The sequence below is a fragment of the Acrocarpospora pleiomorpha genome (assembly GCF_009687885.1).
Taxonomy (GTDB): Bacteria; Actinomycetota; Actinomycetes; order Streptosporangiales; family Streptosporangiaceae; genus Acrocarpospora; species Acrocarpospora pleiomorpha.
In genome coordinates this window covers 18,794-35,902 of the sequence record NZ_BLAF01000067.1, presented here as the reverse complement: position 1 = coordinate 35,902, position 17,109 = coordinate 18,794, and the positions used below count along the sequence as shown (strand labels likewise).

The 17,109-nt window shown below is 71.1% G+C and carries 18 protein-coding genes; 9 read left to right on the top strand and 9 right to left on the bottom strand.

The genetic code is table 11. The annotated features are described in order from the left end of the window. Window positions 1-98: 98 nt before the first annotated feature. Window positions 99-1,511, top strand: a complete 1,413-nt coding sequence (locus Aple_RS41125; RefSeq protein WP_155350193.1) for a S1C family serine protease — start codon at window positions 99-101, stop codon at window positions 1,509-1,511. Window positions 1,512-1,548: 37 nt separating this feature from the next. After that, window positions 1,549-1,902: a sec-independent translocase gene (locus Aple_RS41120; RefSeq protein ID WP_155350192.1), complete on the top strand. Its 354-nt coding sequence runs from the start codon at window positions 1,549-1,551 to the stop codon at window positions 1,900-1,902. 40 nt (window positions 1,903-1,942) lie between these two features. On the opposite strand, the gene Aple_RS41115 is transcribed toward Aple_RS41120, so the two are convergent. From Aple_RS41115 to Aple_RS41105, 3 genes are read right to left on the bottom strand one after another with little or no spacing between them, the layout of a single operon-like run. Further along, window positions 1,943-3,082, bottom strand: coding sequence for an Mrp/NBP35 family ATP-binding protein (locus Aple_RS41115; RefSeq protein ID WP_155350191.1), 1,140 nt, complete (start codon window positions 3,080-3,082; stop codon window positions 1,943-1,945). A 17-nt stretch (window positions 3,083-3,099) separates the two neighbouring features. Beyond that, window positions 3,100-3,564, bottom strand: a complete 465-nt coding sequence (locus Aple_RS41110; protein ID WP_155350190.1) for a DUF1003 domain-containing protein — start codon at window positions 3,562-3,564, stop codon at window positions 3,100-3,102. Beyond that, window positions 3,557-4,762 (bottom strand): magnesium transporter MgtE N-terminal domain-containing protein, encoded by a 1,206-nt coding sequence (locus tag Aple_RS41105; RefSeq protein WP_155350189.1) that lies wholly within the window; start codon window positions 4,760-4,762, stop codon window positions 3,557-3,559. Before Aple_RS41105 ends, Aple_RS41110 begins: the two co-directional genes overlap by 8 nt. An 81-nt stretch (window positions 4,763-4,843) precedes the next feature. On the opposite strand from Aple_RS41105, the gene Aple_RS41100 reads away from it, so the two are divergent. Then, complete coding sequence (locus Aple_RS41100; RefSeq protein ID WP_170321923.1) at window positions 4,844-5,791, top strand: EamA family transporter; 948 nt, start codon at window positions 4,844-4,846, stop codon at window positions 5,789-5,791. Here Aple_RS41100 and Aple_RS41095 read toward each other — a convergent pair. Together Aple_RS41095 and Aple_RS41090 are read right to left on the bottom strand one after the other, a co-directional pair. Next, window positions 5,768-6,139: a hypothetical protein gene (locus Aple_RS41095; protein ID WP_246265106.1), complete on the bottom strand. Its 372-nt coding sequence runs from the start codon at window positions 6,137-6,139 to the stop codon at window positions 5,768-5,770. The genes Aple_RS41100 and Aple_RS41095 overlap by 24 nt on opposite strands. Window positions 6,140-6,159: 20 nt before the next feature. After that, on the bottom strand, window positions 6,160-6,753 hold the full coding sequence (locus tag Aple_RS41090) for a biotin transporter BioY (protein ID WP_155350188.1): 594 nt from the start codon (window positions 6,751-6,753) through the stop codon (window positions 6,160-6,162). Between the two features lie 130 nt (window positions 6,754-6,883). On the opposite strand from Aple_RS41090, the gene Aple_RS41085 reads away from it, so the two are divergent. Continuing rightward, window positions 6,884-7,819 (top strand): HpcH/HpaI aldolase/citrate lyase family protein, encoded by a 936-nt coding sequence (locus Aple_RS41085; RefSeq protein WP_155350187.1) that lies wholly within the window; start codon window positions 6,884-6,886, stop codon window positions 7,817-7,819. Window positions 7,820-7,871: 52 nt separating this feature from the next. On the opposite strand, the gene Aple_RS41080 is transcribed toward Aple_RS41085, so the two are convergent. Both Aple_RS41080 and Aple_RS41075 read right to left on the bottom strand, forming a co-directional pair. Beyond that, on the bottom strand, window positions 7,872-8,435 hold the full coding sequence (locus Aple_RS41080; RefSeq protein WP_155350186.1) for a DUF6529 family protein: 564 nt from the start codon (window positions 8,433-8,435) through the stop codon (window positions 7,872-7,874). A gap of 13 nt (window positions 8,436-8,448) precedes the next feature. Then, window positions 8,449-9,138 carry a hypothetical protein gene (locus tag Aple_RS41075; RefSeq protein WP_155350185.1) on the bottom strand — a complete coding sequence of 230 codons (690 nt, stop codon included), beginning with the start codon at window positions 9,136-9,138 and terminating at the stop codon, window positions 8,449-8,451. Window positions 9,139-9,517: 379 nt separating this feature from the next. On the opposite strand from Aple_RS41075, the gene Aple_RS41070 reads away from it, so the two are divergent. Together Aple_RS41070 and Aple_RS41065 are read left to right on the top strand one after the other, a co-directional pair. Beyond that, the gene (locus Aple_RS41070; RefSeq protein WP_170321922.1) at window positions 9,518-10,390 is read left to right on the top strand and encodes a CPBP family intramembrane glutamic endopeptidase; all 873 of its coding nucleotides are present in this window, start codon (window positions 9,518-9,520) and stop codon (window positions 10,388-10,390) included. Window positions 10,391-10,489: 99 nt separating this feature from the next. Then, entirely contained in the window at window positions 10,490-13,435 is a 2,946-nt protein-coding gene (locus Aple_RS41065) for a hypothetical protein (protein ID WP_155350183.1), read from the top strand. Here the strand turns inward: Aple_RS41065 and Aple_RS41060 are convergent. Next, window positions 13,416-13,781, bottom strand: a complete 366-nt coding sequence (locus Aple_RS41060; protein WP_155350182.1) for an NUDIX hydrolase — start codon at window positions 13,779-13,781, stop codon at window positions 13,416-13,418. The two genes, Aple_RS41065 and Aple_RS41060, sit on opposite strands and share 20 nt — an antisense overlap. A gap of 73 nt (window positions 13,782-13,854) precedes the next feature. Between Aple_RS41060 and Aple_RS41055 the strand changes: the two genes are divergently transcribed. Genes Aple_RS41055 through Aple_RS41045 form a run of 3 tightly spaced genes read left to right on the top strand, consistent with a single transcriptional unit; the run spans window position 13,855 to window position 16,181 of the window. Then, window positions 13,855-14,484, top strand: a complete 630-nt coding sequence (locus Aple_RS41055; protein WP_155350181.1) for a DUF6758 family protein — start codon at window positions 13,855-13,857, stop codon at window positions 14,482-14,484. 45 nt (window positions 14,485-14,529) lie between these two features. After that, window positions 14,530-15,243 (top strand): MBL fold metallo-hydrolase, encoded by a 714-nt coding sequence (locus tag Aple_RS41050; RefSeq protein WP_155350180.1) that lies wholly within the window; start codon window positions 14,530-14,532, stop codon window positions 15,241-15,243. Further along, a complete protein-coding gene (locus Aple_RS41045) occupies window positions 15,243-16,181 on the top strand; it encodes a RecB family exonuclease (RefSeq protein ID WP_155350179.1) in 939 nt (312 codons plus the stop codon). Before Aple_RS41050 ends, Aple_RS41045 begins: the two co-directional genes overlap by 1 nt. On the opposite strand, the gene Aple_RS41040 is transcribed toward Aple_RS41045, so the two are convergent. Beyond that, window positions 16,178-17,053 carry an alpha/beta fold hydrolase gene (locus tag Aple_RS41040; RefSeq protein ID WP_155350178.1) on the bottom strand — a complete coding sequence of 292 codons (876 nt, stop codon included), beginning with the start codon at window positions 17,051-17,053 and terminating at the stop codon, window positions 16,178-16,180. The genes Aple_RS41045 and Aple_RS41040 overlap by 4 nt on opposite strands. Between the last annotated feature and the right edge of the window lie 56 nt (window positions 17,054-17,109).

Here is a 17,109-nt window from a genome sequence, read left to right as displayed (position 1 = left end):
CTAGACGGCATACGATTTTGCTTTACATCAGTCGTATGCCGTTGGGCTGAGGATGGCACCGGGCCACCGCTGACTTCGCGTGGGAGTGAAAAACACCGATGACCGACGACACGCGTTCCTTCAACGCGTCGGACCGGCCTGAGTTCCTTCCGGCGGAAGGACCCCACCCCGGCTGGGGCAGCCCTTCTGGCGGCCCCAGCCCGCAGTACCGGCAGCAGGGGCCTGACTTCGTTCAGTCTCCCGACTTTATCCAGTCACAGCACCCGACCGACCCGTTCGGCGACCAGTACGGCCAGCCGCCGGGTCCGCCGCCGCCGGTCAACGCGTACGGGATGGGTCCGGCCTGGGCGCCGCCGCCCGGTGCCCCGCCGGCGCGGCCGGACGAGCGGAAGGGGCCGCGCTCCGGCCTCATGGTGTTGCTGGCGGTGATCATCGCCCTGCTCGCGGGCGGGGCCGGGGCCTACGGCACCTACCTGCTGACCGGGTCGAGCTCAGGCCTGGACCCCAACTACGCGATTCCGACGACCCCGGCCGGTAGCACCGCACGGCCGCCGGAGTCGGTCGCCGGGGTGGCCTCCCGGGTGCTGCCCAGCGTGGTCTCGCTGGAGGTGCGCGGCGGCAGCGAGTCGGGCACCGGCTCCGGCTTCCTGATCAAGGGTGGCTACATCGTCACCAACAACCACGTGGTCGCGGTGGCCTCCGCCGGCGGCGAGATCCGGATCAAGTTCAGCAACCGCAGGTCCACCACCGCCAGGATCGTGGGCCGGGACCCCAACTCCGACATCGCCGTGGTCAAGCCGGAGGAGACGTTCGGCTCGCCGGAGGTGGCGCTGGGCAACTCCGACTCGATGGTGGTCGGCGATCCCGTGATCGCGATCGGCTCCCCGCTCGGCCTGACCGGCACGGTCACCACGGGCATCGTCAGCTCGCTCAACCGCCCGGTCGAGGCGGGCGGGGAGAGCGGCAGGGACTCGGCGCTGATCAACGCCATCCAGACCGACGCGGCGATCAACCCCGGCAACTCGGGCGGCCCGCTAGTAAACGCGGCGGGCGAGGTGATAGGGGTCAACTCGGCCATCGCCACCCTGAACGGCGGGTCCCCGCTCGGGCAGCAGACCGGCAGCATCGGCCTCGGCTTCGCCATCCCGGTCAACCAGGTGCGCCGGATCGCGGAGGAGCTCATCACCACGGGCAGCGCCCGTACGTCCCGGATCGGGATCAGCATCGACCAGCAGTACCAGGGGCAGGGAGTGCGGATCGCGGCGCAGGCCGAGCGCGGGATCGAGCCCGTCACCCCGGACGGGCCCGCCGACAAGGCGGGGCTGCGGCCCGGGGACGTGATCCTGGAGGTGGACGGCCAGCCGGTGAGCGACAGCCGCGAGCTGATCGTCACCATCCGCAGCAAAGCCCCCGGCGACAAGGTGGTCTTCAAGTACCAGCGCGCGGGTTCCGAACGCACCGCGACGGTGACCATCGGAGCCGCCCCCGCACCCAGTGCTCAGCCTTCGTGAGTAGTCTGAGCGCATTGGTAGTTGGAGGGAGAACGCCGTGTTCGGACTCGGCTGGCCGGAGATCATAGCGTTGGTGGTGATCGCGCTGCTCGTCTTCGGCCCGGAGAAGCTTCCGCAGGCGGCCTCCCAGGCGGGACGGACGTTGCGGCAGCTCAGGCAGATGGCCAACAACGCGCGCAGCGATCTGGAGGCCAATCTCGGGCCGGAGTTCAAGAACTTCGACCCGGCCGACCTGAACCCCAAGACGTTCGTCCGCAAGCACCTGCTGGACGACGTGGAGAAGGACTGGAAGGACGACGAGCCGGACCTGCCGCCGCTCGAACCCCCGGTCCCGGCTTACGTGGAGCTGAACTTCGGGGAGATCCCGCCGTACGACAACGAGGCGACCTGACGAAAGCCCGCCCGATCCGGGCGGGCTTTCGTGTGAGGGTTCAGCGGCCGGTCGGGGTGAGGTCCAGCTTCATGCCCTTGAGGCTGCTGGAACGCTTGCTCAGCCCCTGCGCGATCCGGCGCAGCTCGACCGACGCGGGGGCGTCGGGCTCGGTGAGGACCAGCGGCTTGCCCTCGTCGCCGCCCTCGCGCAGCCGGGTGTCGATCGGCACCTGGCCGAGCAGCGGCACCCGCGACCCGAGCGTCCTGGTCAGCGCGTCGGCCACGGTCTGGCCGCCGCCCTCGCCGAACACCGAGATGCGCTCGTCGCAGTGCGGGCAGGGCAGCCAGGACATGTTCTCGATCACCCCGGCCACCTGCTGGTGGGTCTGGGCGGCGATCGACCCGGCCCGCTCGGCCACCTCGGCCGCCGCCTGCTGCGGCGTGGTGACCACCAGCAGCTCCGCGGTGGGCATGCGCTGGGCCACCGAGATGGCGATGTCGCCGGTGCCGGGCGGCAGGTCCATGAGCAGCACGTCCAGGTCGCCCCAGTAGACGTCGGCCAGGAACTGGTGCAGCGCCCGGTCCAGCATCGGGCCGCGCCAGACCACCGCGCTGTTGCCCTCCGGCTTGAACATGCCCACCGAGATGACCTTGATGTCATGCGCCACCGGCGGCATGATCATGTCTTCCACCTTGGTGGGGCGGTCGCCCACGCCGAGCATGCGGGGCACGCTGTGCCCGTAGATGTCGGCGTCCAGCACGCCCACCTTGAGGCCGCTCGCCGACATGGCGGCGGCCAGGTTGACCGTCACCGAGGACTTGCCCACCCCGCCCTTGCCGCTGGCGACCGCGAACACCCGGGTCAGCGAGCCGGGCTTGGCGAACGGGATCTCCTTCTCCGGGCCGCGGTCGCCGCGCAGCTTGGTCTGCAGCACCTTGCGTTGCTCGGTGCTCATCACATCCATCTCCACGGCCACCCGGGCGACGCCGGAGATGGCGGAGACGGCCGCGGTCACGTCGCGGGTGATGGTGTCCCGCATCGGACATCCGGCGACCGTCAGATAGATGCCCACACGCACCGCCCCGTCGGGGGCGATGTCGATGCTCTTCACCATGTCGAGCTCGGTGATCGGCCGGCGGATCTCGGGGTCGTTGACCGTGGCCAGCGCTGCCGTCACCAGTTCAGGGGTCGGTGCCATACGTTCATGCTACGAACTCAGCGGCGTTCCGACGAACCGAGCTGCTCCCCGAGCCGCTGGAGCTCCGCCCTGAGGTAGTCGCGGGTGGCCACCTCGCCCAGCGCGACCCGCAACCCGGCGATCTCCCGGGTCAGATATTCGATCTCAGCCTGGTTCCGCTCGGCGGCCAGCCGGTCCTGCTCGCCCTGCACCCGGTCCCGGTCCGCCTGCCGGTTCTGCGCCAGCAGGATCAGCGGGGCGGCGTACGAGGCCTGCAACGACAACATCAACGTCAGGAAGATGTACGGATAGGGGTCGAATTTCAGGGGCGTGAGCGCGTTCCACAGCACCCACACCGCGACGAACACGGTCATGTAGACCAGGAACCTGGCCGTGCCGATGAACCGGGCGATCCGCTCGGACAGCCGCCCGAACGCCTCCGGGTCGTAGTGCGGCCGCAGCCGCATCCGCATTTCCCTGGGCTGGTCCAGCCGCTCAGTCATCCCGCTCCCGCCAGTCCTCCGGCAGCAGGTGATCCAGCACGTCGTCCACCGTCACCGCGCCGATCAGGCGTCCCACGCCGTCCACCACCGGGCTGGCGACCATGTTGTACGTGGCCAGGTACGACGCCACCTCGGGCAGCGTGAACTCCGGCCTGATCGGGTCCAGCGACGGGTCCACCAGGCCGCCGAGCAGGGCGGACGGCGGCTCCCGCAGCAGCCGCTGGAAGTGCACCAGGCCCAGGTAGCGGCCGGTGGGGGTCTCGGTCGGGGGGCGGGAGACGAACACCTGGGCGGCCACCGACGGGGTCTGCTCCCGGTTGCGGATGTGCGCCAGGGCCTCGGCCACGGTGGCGTCGGGGGGCAGGATCACGGGCTCAGTGGTCATCATGCCGCCGGCGGTCTCCTCGGGGTAGTCGAGCAGCCGCCGTACCGGATCGGCCTCTTCCGGGATCATCAGCTGGAGCAGGGTCTCGGCCTGGTCGGTGGGCAGGTCCTGGAGCAGGTCGGCGGCGTCGTCGGGGCCCATCTCGGCGAGCACGTCGGCCGCCCGTTCGGCGTCCAGGTTGCCGAGCACCACGACCTGGTCCCGGTCGGGCAGCTCCTCCAGCACGTCGGCGAGGCGGTCGTCGTTGAGGGCGGCGGCCACCTCGGCCATCCGTTTGTCCGGCAGCTCCTGCAGCAGGTTGGCCAGGTCGGCGGGGCGCATGGTCTCAAAGGCGGCGAGCAGGCTGGCCGCGCCCTGGTCCACCTGCGCCTGCTCCAGGCCGGACACCTGGTTCCAGTCGGAGATCACCGTCTGGCCCCGGCGGCGGGTGCCGTGCCTGACCGCCACCTTGGTGATCAGCCAGGCCGGCGGGTGGTGCTCCATCGCCAGGTCGAGCACGGTGCCGGGCTCGCCGTCGTGGGTGACGCCGCGGTCCAGCAGTTCGCCGATGGCCAGCGTCTCGGAGGCGCGCTGCTCGAAGCGGCGCAGGTTGAGGCGGCCGGTGAAGATGACGGCGCCGACCTCTACGCTGATGATCCGGGTGATCGGCAGGAACACCCGGCGGCGCGGCTGGACCTCGACCACGAAGCCGTGCACCCGGGGCGGCTGGGCGCCGCGCAGCGCGACCACGACGTCCCTGATCCGGCCGATCCGGTCCCCGGCCGGGTCGAACACCGCGAGCCCCGCCAGCCGGGCCACGAAGATCCGATCCACTCCTCGACGGTATGGCGCTGCGCCCGCCCGGGACGGTATGACAGGATCAATACTATTAAACGGTAGTTACATGGATGGGTCATGATCCGGTCAATAAGCCTGGGAATCGCGGTCGTTTCGGCGTTGTGCTTCGGGTTCTCCGGGCCGATGGCCAAGTATCTGGGGGCCGCCGGGCTGAGCCCGCTCGAATCGGTCTGGGTGCGGATGGCCGGCGCCGGCCTGGTGCTGCTGGTGATCCTGGCCGTGGCCCGGCCGGGCGCGCTGCGCATCCCCCGCGACCGGCTCGGCTTCTTCGCGGCGTACGCGGTGATCGCGGTGGCCGGAGTGCAGGCCCTGTTCTTCCTGGCGATCACCCGGCTCCCGGTCGGGGTGACCTTGCTGATCGAATACACCGCGCCCGTGCTGGTGGTGCTGTGGGTGCGGTTCATCCGGCGGGTACGGCTCCCGCGCGCCGCCTACCTCGGGGCGCTGGTGGCGGTGATCGGGCTGGGGGTGGTCGTGGAGGTCTGGCAGGGGTTGCGGCTGGACGCGCTCGGGCTGCTGCTGGCGCTGCTGGCGTCCGCGTGTTGCGCCGGATATTTCCTGATGAGCGATAACCTGCACGTCGATCCGCTCGGGCTGGTGGCCTGGGGCATGATCGGGGCCGCCGTGGTCCTGGTGCCGATCTCACAGCCGTGGGGCATCGACTGGGCGGCGTTCGGCCGGACCGTCACGGTGAGCGACTTCACATTGCCGGTGGCGGGGGCGCTGGCCTGGCTGATCGTGGTGGCCACCGTCATCGCGTACGTGGCCGGGGTGACGGCGGTGCGGCGGCTTTCGGCGGCCGTGGGGGCGACGGTGGCCAGCCTGGAGGTCATCGGCGCGGCCCTGCTCGCCTGGATTCTGCTCGACGAGCATCTCGGGGTCGCCCAGATCGCCGGCGGCGCGGTGGTGCTGCTGGGCGCGCTGCTCGCCCAGACCGCCACCGCCGCCCGGCAGGCGGTCCCTCCGGTGGGCGAACCCGTGCTAACCGGCGTTCAGGGGCGTTAGCCGTACAACCAAGGAGTGGGCTGCCCAGCGGGCGGTCAGGGCCGTGCTGTCGATGGCGTTGAGGCGCTCCTTGGCCAGCGCGGCCACCACCTCCGGGTGCTCCGCCTGGTTGAGCACCGTCACGGTGGCGGGAAAGCGCACGAGTTGGGCGCCGTTGTCCTTGCTGCGCAGGATGACCTCGATCTCCGGGCTGCCCGCCAGGCCCGGGAGCTCCTGCTCGCCGCCGCCGGTCACGACGTGGATCGCGCCGTCGTGCCAGACGTGCCAGGCCAGCCGGGTCCCGGACGGCAGCGCCAGCCAGAGCACACTGGACTTTTTCGCGCCCTCTTCGATCAGCCGCAGGGTCATGCTCCTACTTTTTCAGACTTTCACGGCTTCGTCCGGCCGATGAGCTTCCAGGTCGCCGGAAGCAGCCCGGCCGCGATCAGCAGCTTGACCCCGTCGCCGACCAGGAACGGCACGACGCCCGCGGCGAACGCGGCGCCCAGATCCATGCCCGTGTAGACCATCAGCCACGGCACGCCGACCGCGTAGATGACCGCGGTCCCGGCCAGCATGGTGAGGATCGTCCGCCCCACGGTGCGGTCACCGCCCCGCCCGGCCAGGTGCCCGACCAGCGAGGCCGCCGCGATGAACCCCACGATGTAACCCAGCGTGGCGTTGCCCCCGGACGGCGCGAACCAGGTGAGGCCGAGCCCGGCCACATCGCTGACCTGGCCTACCAGGAAGTAGATCGCCATGCCGAGGAACGCCCGGTGCAGGCCGAGCGCCGCGCCCGACAGCAGCACCGCCATGGTCTGCAGCGTCATCGGCACGGGCGTGTTCGGCAGCGGCACGCTGATCTGCGCCGCCAGCCCGGTGAGCGCGGCCGCGCCCACGACGAGCACGACGTCCCGGACCAGCCGTCCGGGGATGAGATCGGACAAAACGGCGGGGCGTTCCCTCATGGTGGCGTTGGCCATCGCTCTGCGTCCCTTCGACTTTTGTTTCCTTTGCCCATTCTTGGGATGAATGGTGGGCGCGCAGTACGACGTCACGACCAAGGTCGCCCGCCGCCGTTTGTAGGAAGGCCACAGCGCTAGCGTGGAGCGCATGCGCGCGCGACGATCCTGCCTGGCCGTGCCCGGCAGCAATCCCCGGTTCCTGGAGAAGGCCCAGAGCCTGCCCGTCGACGAGGTCTTCCTCGACTTGGAGGACTCGGTCGCCCCGATCGCCAAGGAGGGCGCCCGCCGCACGGTGGTGACGGCGCTGAAGGAAGGCGACTGGGGCGGCAAGACCGTGGTCGTCCGGGTCAACGACCTGTCCACGCCGTGGACCTACCGGGACGTCATCGAGGTGGTGGAGGCGGCCGGCGACCGGCTGCACTGCGTGATGCTGCCGAAGGTCGAGGAGGCCGCCCAGGTGCGCTGGCTGGACCTGCTGCTCAGCCAGATCGAGCGGACGGTCGGGCTGCCGGTGGGCGGGATCGGGATCGAGGCCCAGATCGAGAGCGCGCGCGGCCTGGTCGCCGTAGATGAGATCGCCGGGTCGAGCGCCCGCCTGGAGACGCTGGTGTTCGGGCCCGCCGACTTCATGGCCTCGATCGGGATGCGCACGCTGGTGGTGGGGGAGCAGCCGCCCGGGTACGCGGAGGGAGACGCCTACCACTACATCCTGATGCGGATCCTGATGGCGGCCCGGGCCCGGGACCTGCAGGCCATCGACGGGCCCTATCTGCAGATCAAGGACATCGAGGGGTTCCGGCGGGCGGCCGGGCGGGCGGCGGCGCTGGGATTCGACGGCAAGTGGGTGCTGCACCCGGGCCAAGTGGAGGCCGCCAACGAGGTGTTCTCGCCGTCGCAGGCCGACTACGACCACGCGGAGCTGATCCTGGACGCGTACGAGTACTACACGACTGTGGAAGGTCGCGGCGCGGTCATGCTGGGGGACGAGATGATCGACGAGGCGTCCCGGAAGATGGCCCTGGTGATCTCCGCCAAGGGCCGGGCGGCCGGGCTCACCCGGACCACGTCGTTCCAGCGGCCCTGACTTCCGGGCGCTTCAGGGGCTGTGGGGTGGCCCCTGAAGCGGTCCCGGGGTGTCAGAACTGCACGCCGATCGTGGTGAAGAACCAGAACGACGAGGTCAGCCAGAGGCCGACCAGGAGGGTGAAGAGCAGGCCGCCGAGCACGGGCAGGGTCCAGCCCGGCACGCCGCGCTTCGGCAGGGCCAGCATCTTCGTGGCGAAGATGCCGTAGAACAGGCAGCCCAGGATGGAGTGGATCATCACCCGGGGCTCGTCGTAGCGGGCGCCGACCGCGTACAGGCAGTGGAAGGCCACCGGCACGGTCAGCAGGAAGGCGATCCGGCCCGACCAGCGGTGGGTGGGCTCCACCCAGGCGCCTTGAAACGGGAGTTTGCCCCACATCGCCATGGCCGTCAGCACCTGCAGGATGGCCAGCAGGGCCGCGCCGGTGGTCAGCCACGCTTTCATGGCCAGCGGTCCGGTGAAACCGCCGGGGCCGACCGCGAAGCCGGTGGGGGGGTGGAGCTCGCCGTACACGCCGAGGGCGGTGGCGATGGCGCCGCCGACCAGGGCGGGCACGACGAGCAGGACGACGGCGGAGCCCCGACGGGGGGTGGAGTACTGCTGTGTGTGGCTCATCTCGGGCTCGCTATCAGGGGTTGATTGTGTCGATGAAAGCGTCAGGCTCCTGCGGGGTCAAGGGGATCCCGTACCAGGTGACGACGCCGCCTTCGAACGCGGCCGCGGCCTCGCCGGCGCCGCTTTCGCCGATGCTGAGCCGGCCGACCGACTGGCCGCTCGGCAGTTTGATCCAGCCGCCGACGATCCTGGCCCCCCGGACCTGGGCCGTCGCCCGGTAGAGACCGGACGGCTTCTTCACCACCGCGGCGGAGAACCGCCACGACTTGCCCTTGAACTCGACCCGGCCCTGCGCCTTGCCGCCGCCCAGGCTGGCGGTGATCAAGGAGTCCTTGCCCTCAAGGGTGACCGTGTTGTTCTCCGCCGTGCCCTTCAGCCAGGACTCGATGTGACCGTCGCAGAAGTACGCGACCGCCTTGCCGTTCCTGATCGAGATGGCCACCAAGCCGCCGTTGCCCTGCACCACGCCCGCGTAGTCGACCTTCTTGGGGGTCGTGTCGGCGGGTGCCGCCTCCTCAGGAGGCGCGGTCTCCTCGGGCGTGGGGGCCTCCTCCTCGGCGGCGGGAGGGGCGGTGGACGCGGTTTCGATGGGTGTCGCCGTCGCCTGCTCGACCGCGGGCGAGGCTTGGGCGCTTGCGACGCCGAGGGCGACGGTGAGCACCGCGCCGACGGCCAATGTATAGACAGGTCCTAACCGACTCATTGCCTTCTCCTGGGATAGTTCGTACCCCGGTGAGTGAACTCTTCCGGCCCCGTTCTGTCTGTGAACAAATGCGCAAAGTGGATCGCGACGAAACCGGCTCTGATTACGGAGAATGGGTCACATGAACGACCATGAGCCGCGCCCGGACCGGACGCCGCCGCCTGCCCACCCTCCGACCTGGGCATCTGCCAATCCCGCACCGACTGACCCGTCGCCTCCTTCGGGTACACCGAGCATTTCGGACGCGCCACAATATCCGGCACAATATGCGGCACAATCGGGTGAGTCAGGGTATCAGCAGCAGTACCCCCCAGGAGGGTGGTTCCCGACACCGCAGCCCCCCCAGCCACAGCCGTGGTCGCTGCCGACTCCCTCCGGGTTGCGGTTCGACCACCTGGCCCGCAACGCGATCAACAGCTGGTGGCGGCCGATCCTCGGCACGGTCTTTCTGATCGTCGGCTTCCTGATCAGCTCGCTGGTGCTCGGCCTGGTCGTCGGCCTGCTGGCCCGGATGGCGGGCATCCCGATGGTGGCCGAAGGCTCTCGGGTCTTCACCGATCCGCTGCTGGATGTGGCCTTCCAGCTGCTGGTGCTGGCGGCGGCCATCCCGGTGGTCCTGGGTACGGTCTGGCTGGTCCAGCGGCGGCGGCCCGGCACGGTCTCGTCGGTGGTGGGGCGGCTGCGCTGGCGATGGCTGCTCACCTGCGTGCCCCTGGGGCTGCTGGCGGTGGTGGTCGGCGAGGCCTCCCAGCAGCTGACGGTGTTCCTGAGCGGCGAGCCCGTCACCTACGAATGGGGAGGCTGGACCCCGTTCGTGCAGGCCATGGCCGTGATCCTGCTACTGGTGCCGTTCCAGGCCGCGGCCGAGGAGTACGTCTTCCGCGGCTGGGTCATCCAGGCGTTCGGGGCCTACATGCGCAACCCGTGGCCGGCCTTCATCATCGGGTCCGCCGGGTTCGCCGCGCTGCACGGGTACACCGACTGGGGCATCGCGTACGTCTTCGGGTTCGGGATCCTGTCCGGATGGCTGGCGGTGCGGACGGGCGGCCTGGAGGCGCCCATCGCGCTGCACGTGGTCAACAACGTGGTCGCGTTCGGGTTCAGCGCGGCGGATGGAAATTTGGACGGAGCCCTGGAACAGGGGTCGTTGCCGTGGCAGACGGTGGTCGGAACCGTCGTGCAGTTCGCCGTGTACACCATCGTCGTCCTGACATTCGCGCGAAAAACCGCAGTTCAGACGGTGTCGCGATAAATCTGACTAGAGAAGAGGTGATCGCTCGGCAGTGAGGGGGTAAAAGACGAACGCGTCCCCGATATGTCTGGAACGGTCCTGATATAGGAGGTACCGGTCGTGCCCCCCCAAGACGAGGAGCCTGCGGAGTCACCCCCGGCGCTGCACCACTCGCCGCCGGGACCCGCTGAGGAGCGGTCGCCCCGCCCCCCGGGCTCTTCACCATGGGCGCTGCCGCCGTTCGGCGCGCCCGTTCCCGAGGACGCGGAGGAACCTCCGGAGGAGCACACCTGGTCGCCGAGCCCCAGGACCGGGCGCCGGCCGTACGACGATCCGCCCGAGCCTGCCGAGTTCCGGCATGGCCAGCCGTACAGCCAGCCGGAGCCCCCGGAGCCGAGGACCGGACGGCCGCCCTACGGAGAGCAGCCGCGCCCGCAGCCGAGCTGGTCCTGGCAGGCCGAAGTCGAGGAGGAGCCCCGGCCGCCCCGGCGGCTGGTGACCCGGCCGGACAAGCTCGTCGCCTCAGGACCGCCGCCCGCTGACACGCCCAGCGGTATCCGCAGGAGCCCGGAGATCCAGGCGGAGCCCGAGGAACTCCCGCCGCCGAGGCAGCCCCTCCTGCCGCCCCCGCCGCCGCCTCCACCGCCTCCCCCTCCGCAGCGCATCGGCCGCCCGCCCGGCGGCCGCCCGGCCCGCCCGGACGTGCTGGTCTCGTTAGGACCGCCGCGCGGGGGACGGCACCACCGCAGGAGCGTCCGGGTGCCGCGCCGGGCCACCCCCATGTCGTTCCGGCTGCCGCTGCTCGTGGTCGCCTCCCTGCTCGCCGTGGCCGTGCTCGGCTGGTTCGCCGTCCAGTGGGCCAGCGCGCCCACCACCACCGGGATCACCCTCGCGGTCGGCGACGGGCAGTCCGGCGACTCGGCCTTCGCCGCGCCGGGACAGCCGGGCAACGGCTCCCGCCAGCTGCTCACCTCGGTCGCCTCCGCCGGATCCACCATCGTGGCCGTCGGCACCGACACCACCAGCCCGATCGCCCGCCCCCTGTTCATCGTCTCGGTCAACGGCGGCAAGGACTGGGAGCTCGGCACCGTCATCGGCCCGCCCGGCTACGAGCCCGTCCCCGGCTCGCCCGGCCGGGTCACCGGCGGCAACGGGCGCTGGCTGGCCGTCGGCACCGACGAGCCGGGCCCGGAAGGCCGCGGCATGTGGACCTCGACGGACGGCCGCACCTGGACGGCGGTGGACCCCGCCCGGCTGAGCCCGTTCCTCGCCCAGGACCGCATCACCGACCTGGCCAGGACCACCTCGGGCTTCGTCGCCGTCGGCACCACCGTGCTGGGCGACGGCACGCTCGGCGCGGTCGCCTGGGTCTCGCCGGACGGCCAGTCCTGGTCCCGGGTGGACAACGCCAGGATCGGCACCTCCGACAAGATCAGGGGTATCCAGTCGGTGATCGCCAAGGGCGACCAGGTGGTCGCGCTGGCCGACCCGGGCGCGGGCACCGCGACCGTGATCCTGCGCTCCGACGACGGCGGCGCGAGCTGGCTGCGCACCGCCACCGAACTGCCCGACATCCGCCCGGAACCGGGTGCGCTGGCGGTCGGCGAGGATGGCTTCGTGCTGGTTCCCACCGGCCAGCGGTTCGGCGGCGACGGCGTGCCGGTGCACTGCTCGCCTGACGGCGGCCAGTGGAACGAGTGCGGCGCCATCGGCCCGCTCAGCCCGCAGGGCACCGGCGTCCGCGGCCTGGCCTCCTCCTCCGACGGGATCGCCGCCGTCGCCGAGTCGGCCTGGGAGGAGTACGTGGTCTTCCGCAGTGGCGACGGCAAGAAATGGGCCAAGAGCACCGACCTCGGGCACATCCCCGGCACCCTGCGCGCGGTCACCATGACCGGCGACGGCCTGCTGGTGGCGGGCGGCGACGCGCGCGGCCCCGGCGACGTGGAGAACCTGGCCGTGCTGATGACGGCCGAGCGGGGCAAGGCCGCCCGCGCGGTGCCGCTGGACGCGGTGGCCGGTCTCAACCGGCTGGCCCGCAACACCGCCAGCGTGCTCGCCTCCGGCGGCGCCTTCGTGGCCGTCGGCTCGGCCAACGGCGACGCCGGCATCTGGACCAGCGGCAACAACGGCGCCAACTGGAAGGCCATTGAGTCGGAATGGCTGGGCGGCCTGGGGCGGCAGGAACTCACCGACGTCGCCCACGGCGAGAAGGGCTGGCTGGCCGTCGGCAGCACGATGGCCGACCCGGTCATCACCAAACCGCTCCTGGTCACCTCCGGCGACGGCAAGGCGTGGCGGCCAGGACCGGTCATCGACGTGCCGGACGGGCATCTCTTCCTGGCGCCACGTACAGTCGCGGCCGGACCGGCGGGCTACGTGCTGGCCGGGGAGGACCAGACCGCCTCCGGCATCGTCCCCGCGCTCTGGTTCAGCCCCGACCTCAAACGTTTCACCCGGGTGGGCAAGCTCCCGGCGGGCGGGGCCGGGATCCGGATCCAGGACGTGGCCGCCACCCCGTCCGGGTTCATCGCCGTCGGCGGCTCGGGGCCCGCGGAACGCGAGTCCGGGGTGGTGTGGATCTCCTCGGACGGGCTCAGCTGGAAGGCCGAGCGCCGGGTGATCCCCGAGGACGCCCGCTCCGCCGGGCTGCGGCACGTGGTGGCCCGCGACGACCGCATCGTCGCGGTCGGCGCCGCCGTCACCGACGAGGGCTCCCGCCCGTTCTCCGCCGTCTCCGTGGACGGCGGAGAGACCTGGGAGTACAGCTGGCTGCCCGCCGAGGAGGCCGCCGTCGTGCTGGACCTGACCGCCAGCGAGCGCGGCATCGTCGCCGTCGGCTCGCACGGCCGCTCCAGCGAGGGCGACAGCTCGGTCTGGGCCTCGGCTGACGGCGGCACCTGGCAGCGGCACGCCTTGGTCGAGGACGGTCTGGGCGGTGCGGGCGCGCAGTGGCTGGGCGCGGTCACCATCTCCGGTCAGCGCGTGATCGCCATCGGCCGCTCCACCACCGGCACCACCGACAACATCATCATCTGGCGCAGCACGCTCACCTCGGAAGATCGCTGAGAAAGTCGAGCAGCCCGTCCGTCAGCGGCAGGAGGCCGAGTTGCGCTTGCGGCACCCAGCGCACGTCCGCCGCGTCGTCCCCCGCTTGGAGGAGGCCCCCCACCACGGTCGCGTAATAGTCATGGATCTCATACGGCGGCCGCCACACGGTCCCAGCTAACTCTCCAGGCACGACTTCGAGCCCGGTCTCCTCGCGGATCTCCCGTACCACCGCCTCGAAATCGCTCTCCCCGGCTTCCACTCGCCCGCCAGGAAGCGACCAGAGCCCTTCCCCCGGTGGTCGCCCCCGCTTGACCAGCAGCAGCCGCCCGTCGGCGTCGCGGATTACGGCCCCTACACATCGCATACGCCCAAGATTACGACTGGATAACAGGAAAACCCTTGACGAGGTCGCTCCCCGCGACGCACCGTGGGGAGGTGTGAGAGCCGCGCCCACTTGCCCGCGCTGCTTCGGACCGCTGCAGGAGCCGAGTATCTGGTCCAGCTCCTGGCGCTGCGGCCCGCACGGCGACGTGCTGCCCTATAACGCCCACCGCCCCTCCCTGGCTGCCCTCACCCTGGTACGGGAGTCCGCCGTCGTCCCTCTCTGGCTGCCCTGGCCGCTGCCCATCGGCTGGCTGGTGACCGGTTTCGGGGCGGCGGGTGACGAGCGCACCGGCGTACGCGGCAGCGTGGTGGCCCTTTCCGGCCCGTCCATCACGCACGGCCCGGCCGACCTGCTGCTGATCGCCGAGGAACCCGGCGTCGGCCTGGGCGCGGGCTACGCCGGGCTCGCCGGACCCGATCCCGGCGAGGGCGTGGGCGCGGGCCCGCCGCACGCGAAGGTCAACGTGAACGGCCACCCGACCCCGCTCTGGTGCGTGCAGGACGTGCCCAGCGACCGGGCCGCGTACGCGGGGGAGGCGCTCGGCCGCTGGCTGTGGACGATCGCCTGGCCGGCCGACGCCGGCGCGCTGCTGGTGCTCGCCCAGCTGACCCTGGCCGACTTCCGGGACGTCGACTGGGATGTTCCGTTCGGGGCATTCTCGCCCCGGCTGGAGGCGGAATAGCGCAGGAATCCCGCTCGCGGCTGGGGACGGGTAAGGTTCTGAGGCGTGACAGCGCGTATCGAGCGAGTGGTGACCGCCGGGGTCGTGGAGATCGACGACGTCGAGCACAAGGTGGAGAACAACACCTGGATCGTGGGCGATGACGAGGAGGTCATCGTCATCGACCCGGCGCGGGACGCCGAGAAGATCCTGGAGCAGGTGGGCGAGCGCGAGATCCTCGCCGTCATCTGCACCCACGGCCTGGCCGACCATGTCGGCGCGGCCATCGAGGTGGCGGCCAAGGACGAGGCGGTGATCGCCCTGCATCCCAAGGACAAGCGCCTCTGGCGGCAGACCTGGGAGGACACCTGGCCGGACATCGACATGGAGGACGAGGGCCTGTTCGCCGTCGCCGACACCGAGCTGGAGGTGCTGACCACGCCCGGGGTCACCCCCGGCGGCGTGTCGCTGCTGTCGGAGTCGCTGGGCGTGGTGTTCACCGGCGAGACGCTGCTGGCCGACGGGCCGGGCAAGCTCGGCGGGGAGTATCCGTCGCTGGCCGACCAGCTGACCTCGATCGGCGAGCGGCTGTTCACGCTGCCGCACGAGACCCGGGTGCTGCCCGCGCACGGCGAGGAGACCACCATCGGCGATCTGGAGCCCCAGTTCGACCGGTGGCTGTCCGGCTCGCTGACCGGGACCCTGGAGGAGACGGAGCCGCCGCTGGCCGACGGCACCCGCGCGTCCGGGATCAAGCTCAACCTCGACGACGACGAGTAGTGGAGCAGCTCGGTCTTGAGGGCATGCCCCGGCGGCTGTACTCGTGCACGCCGTCGCGGCTCAACTCCTGGCTCGACTGCCGCAGGCGCTACCTGTTCTCCTATCTGGTCCGGCCCGCGCCGCCCAAGGGTCCGCCATGGGCGCACAACAGCGTCGGCGCCTCCGTGCACAACGCGCTGGCCGCGTGGTGGCGGGAGCCGTATGAGCGGCGCACGCCCATGACGGCGGCGATCCTGGTCAGCAACGGCTGGATCGCCGAGGGCTTCAGGGACCAGGAGCAGTCGCTGGCGTGGCGGGACAGAGCCCGCGAGATGGTGTCCGGATATGTCGCGACTTTAGACGCGGCGGACGAGCCGGTCGGGGTCGAGCGCACCGTCGCCACCCGCACCGCGATCATCGCCGTCTCCGGCCGGATCGACCGCCTCGACCGCCGCGGCGACGAACTGGTCGTAGTCGACTACAAAACCGGCCGCCGCCCTCCCGGCCCCGACGACGCCCGCTCCTCCCTGGCCCTGGCCATCTACGCGATAGCCGCCTCCCGCGTCCTCCGCCGCCCCTGCCACCGCGTCGAACTCCACCATCTCCCCACCGGCCAGATCGCCGACTGGGAACACACCGACGAAACCCTCACCCGCCACCTGACCCGCGCCGAACAAATCGCCGAAGAGGCCTCCACCGCCGACGAAACCTACCGCGCCCACCTCCCAAACACCGGCAAACGTCCCGCCCGCAGATCCGCCGCCGCCCGATCCGCGCCCCCCGAATCCAACGGCCCCGCAGGCGCATCACTGCCACCCGAGATCGACGCCCTCTTCCCACCATCCCCCGGCCCGCTCTGCTCCTGGTGCGACTTCCGCCGCCACTGCCCCCAAGGCCAGACCGCAGCCCCCGACAAGTCCCCCTGGGACGGCCTGGCCACCCCAGAACCCGCCGTCTAGCGGTGCAGGATCGCGCTTTCGGCTGCGTTCCAGAAGCGGGTGAGGGCGGCGGCGGTTGTCTCTGGGGCCTCTACGGCGGGGGAGTGGGCCGCGCCGGGGACGACCACGCAGTCGCAGTCCAGGCGGTCGGCCATTTCGGCCTGCAAGGTGGGGGGCCAGCCGTCGTCGTGCTCGCCGTACAGGACGAGGGTGGATAGGCCGGTCTGGCAGAGTTCGTCCACGCGGTCGGTGGAGTCCAGCACCGCGCGGCCCATGGTGAGCAGGCCGGTGACGGAGTTGGCCAGCAGTCGCCGTCGCAGGAACGCGACGATGTCGTCGGGCACTCCGGCTCTGATGGCCTCCGGTTCGAGCCGGTCGGTCCAGAGTCGCTCCACGCCGAGCGTGGGCAGGTCGGCCAGCATGGTCCGCCCGGCGTGCTCGCGCGGCCCGACGATCCCGCCGGGCCCCGAGCTCATCAGCGTGTACGAGGCGAGCTTCGCGGTCCCGTCGAGCACGGTCTCCCGGGTCACCAGACCGCCGAAGGAGTGCCCCAGCAGGTGCACCGGCTCGCCGTCGCCGACCGCCGTGGCGACCACGTCCACGTCGGCGCCCAGCGCGGCGCAGGTGTAGGCCGAAGGATCCTCGGGACCCGGCGTCTCGAACTGTCCCCGCAGGTCCATCGCGAAGACCCGCCGCCCGGCCTGGGCCAGCGTCTGCAGGATCGCGATGAAGTCCTCCTTGCTACCGGTGTAGCCGGGGACCAGCAGGGCAGGCCACCGTTCCGCGACACCGGTCACGGGCCTGGCTTCGAGCACAGCGAAGCCGCCCACCGGCGTCTGGATCCGCTGAGCGGTCACACCCGGCGGCAAGGTAAGGAATCTCGGCGTACTCACGTGAAGCCACAATACTTAACAAGCCTGGCAGGGACACCGGCGAAAAAGCTTAGCCG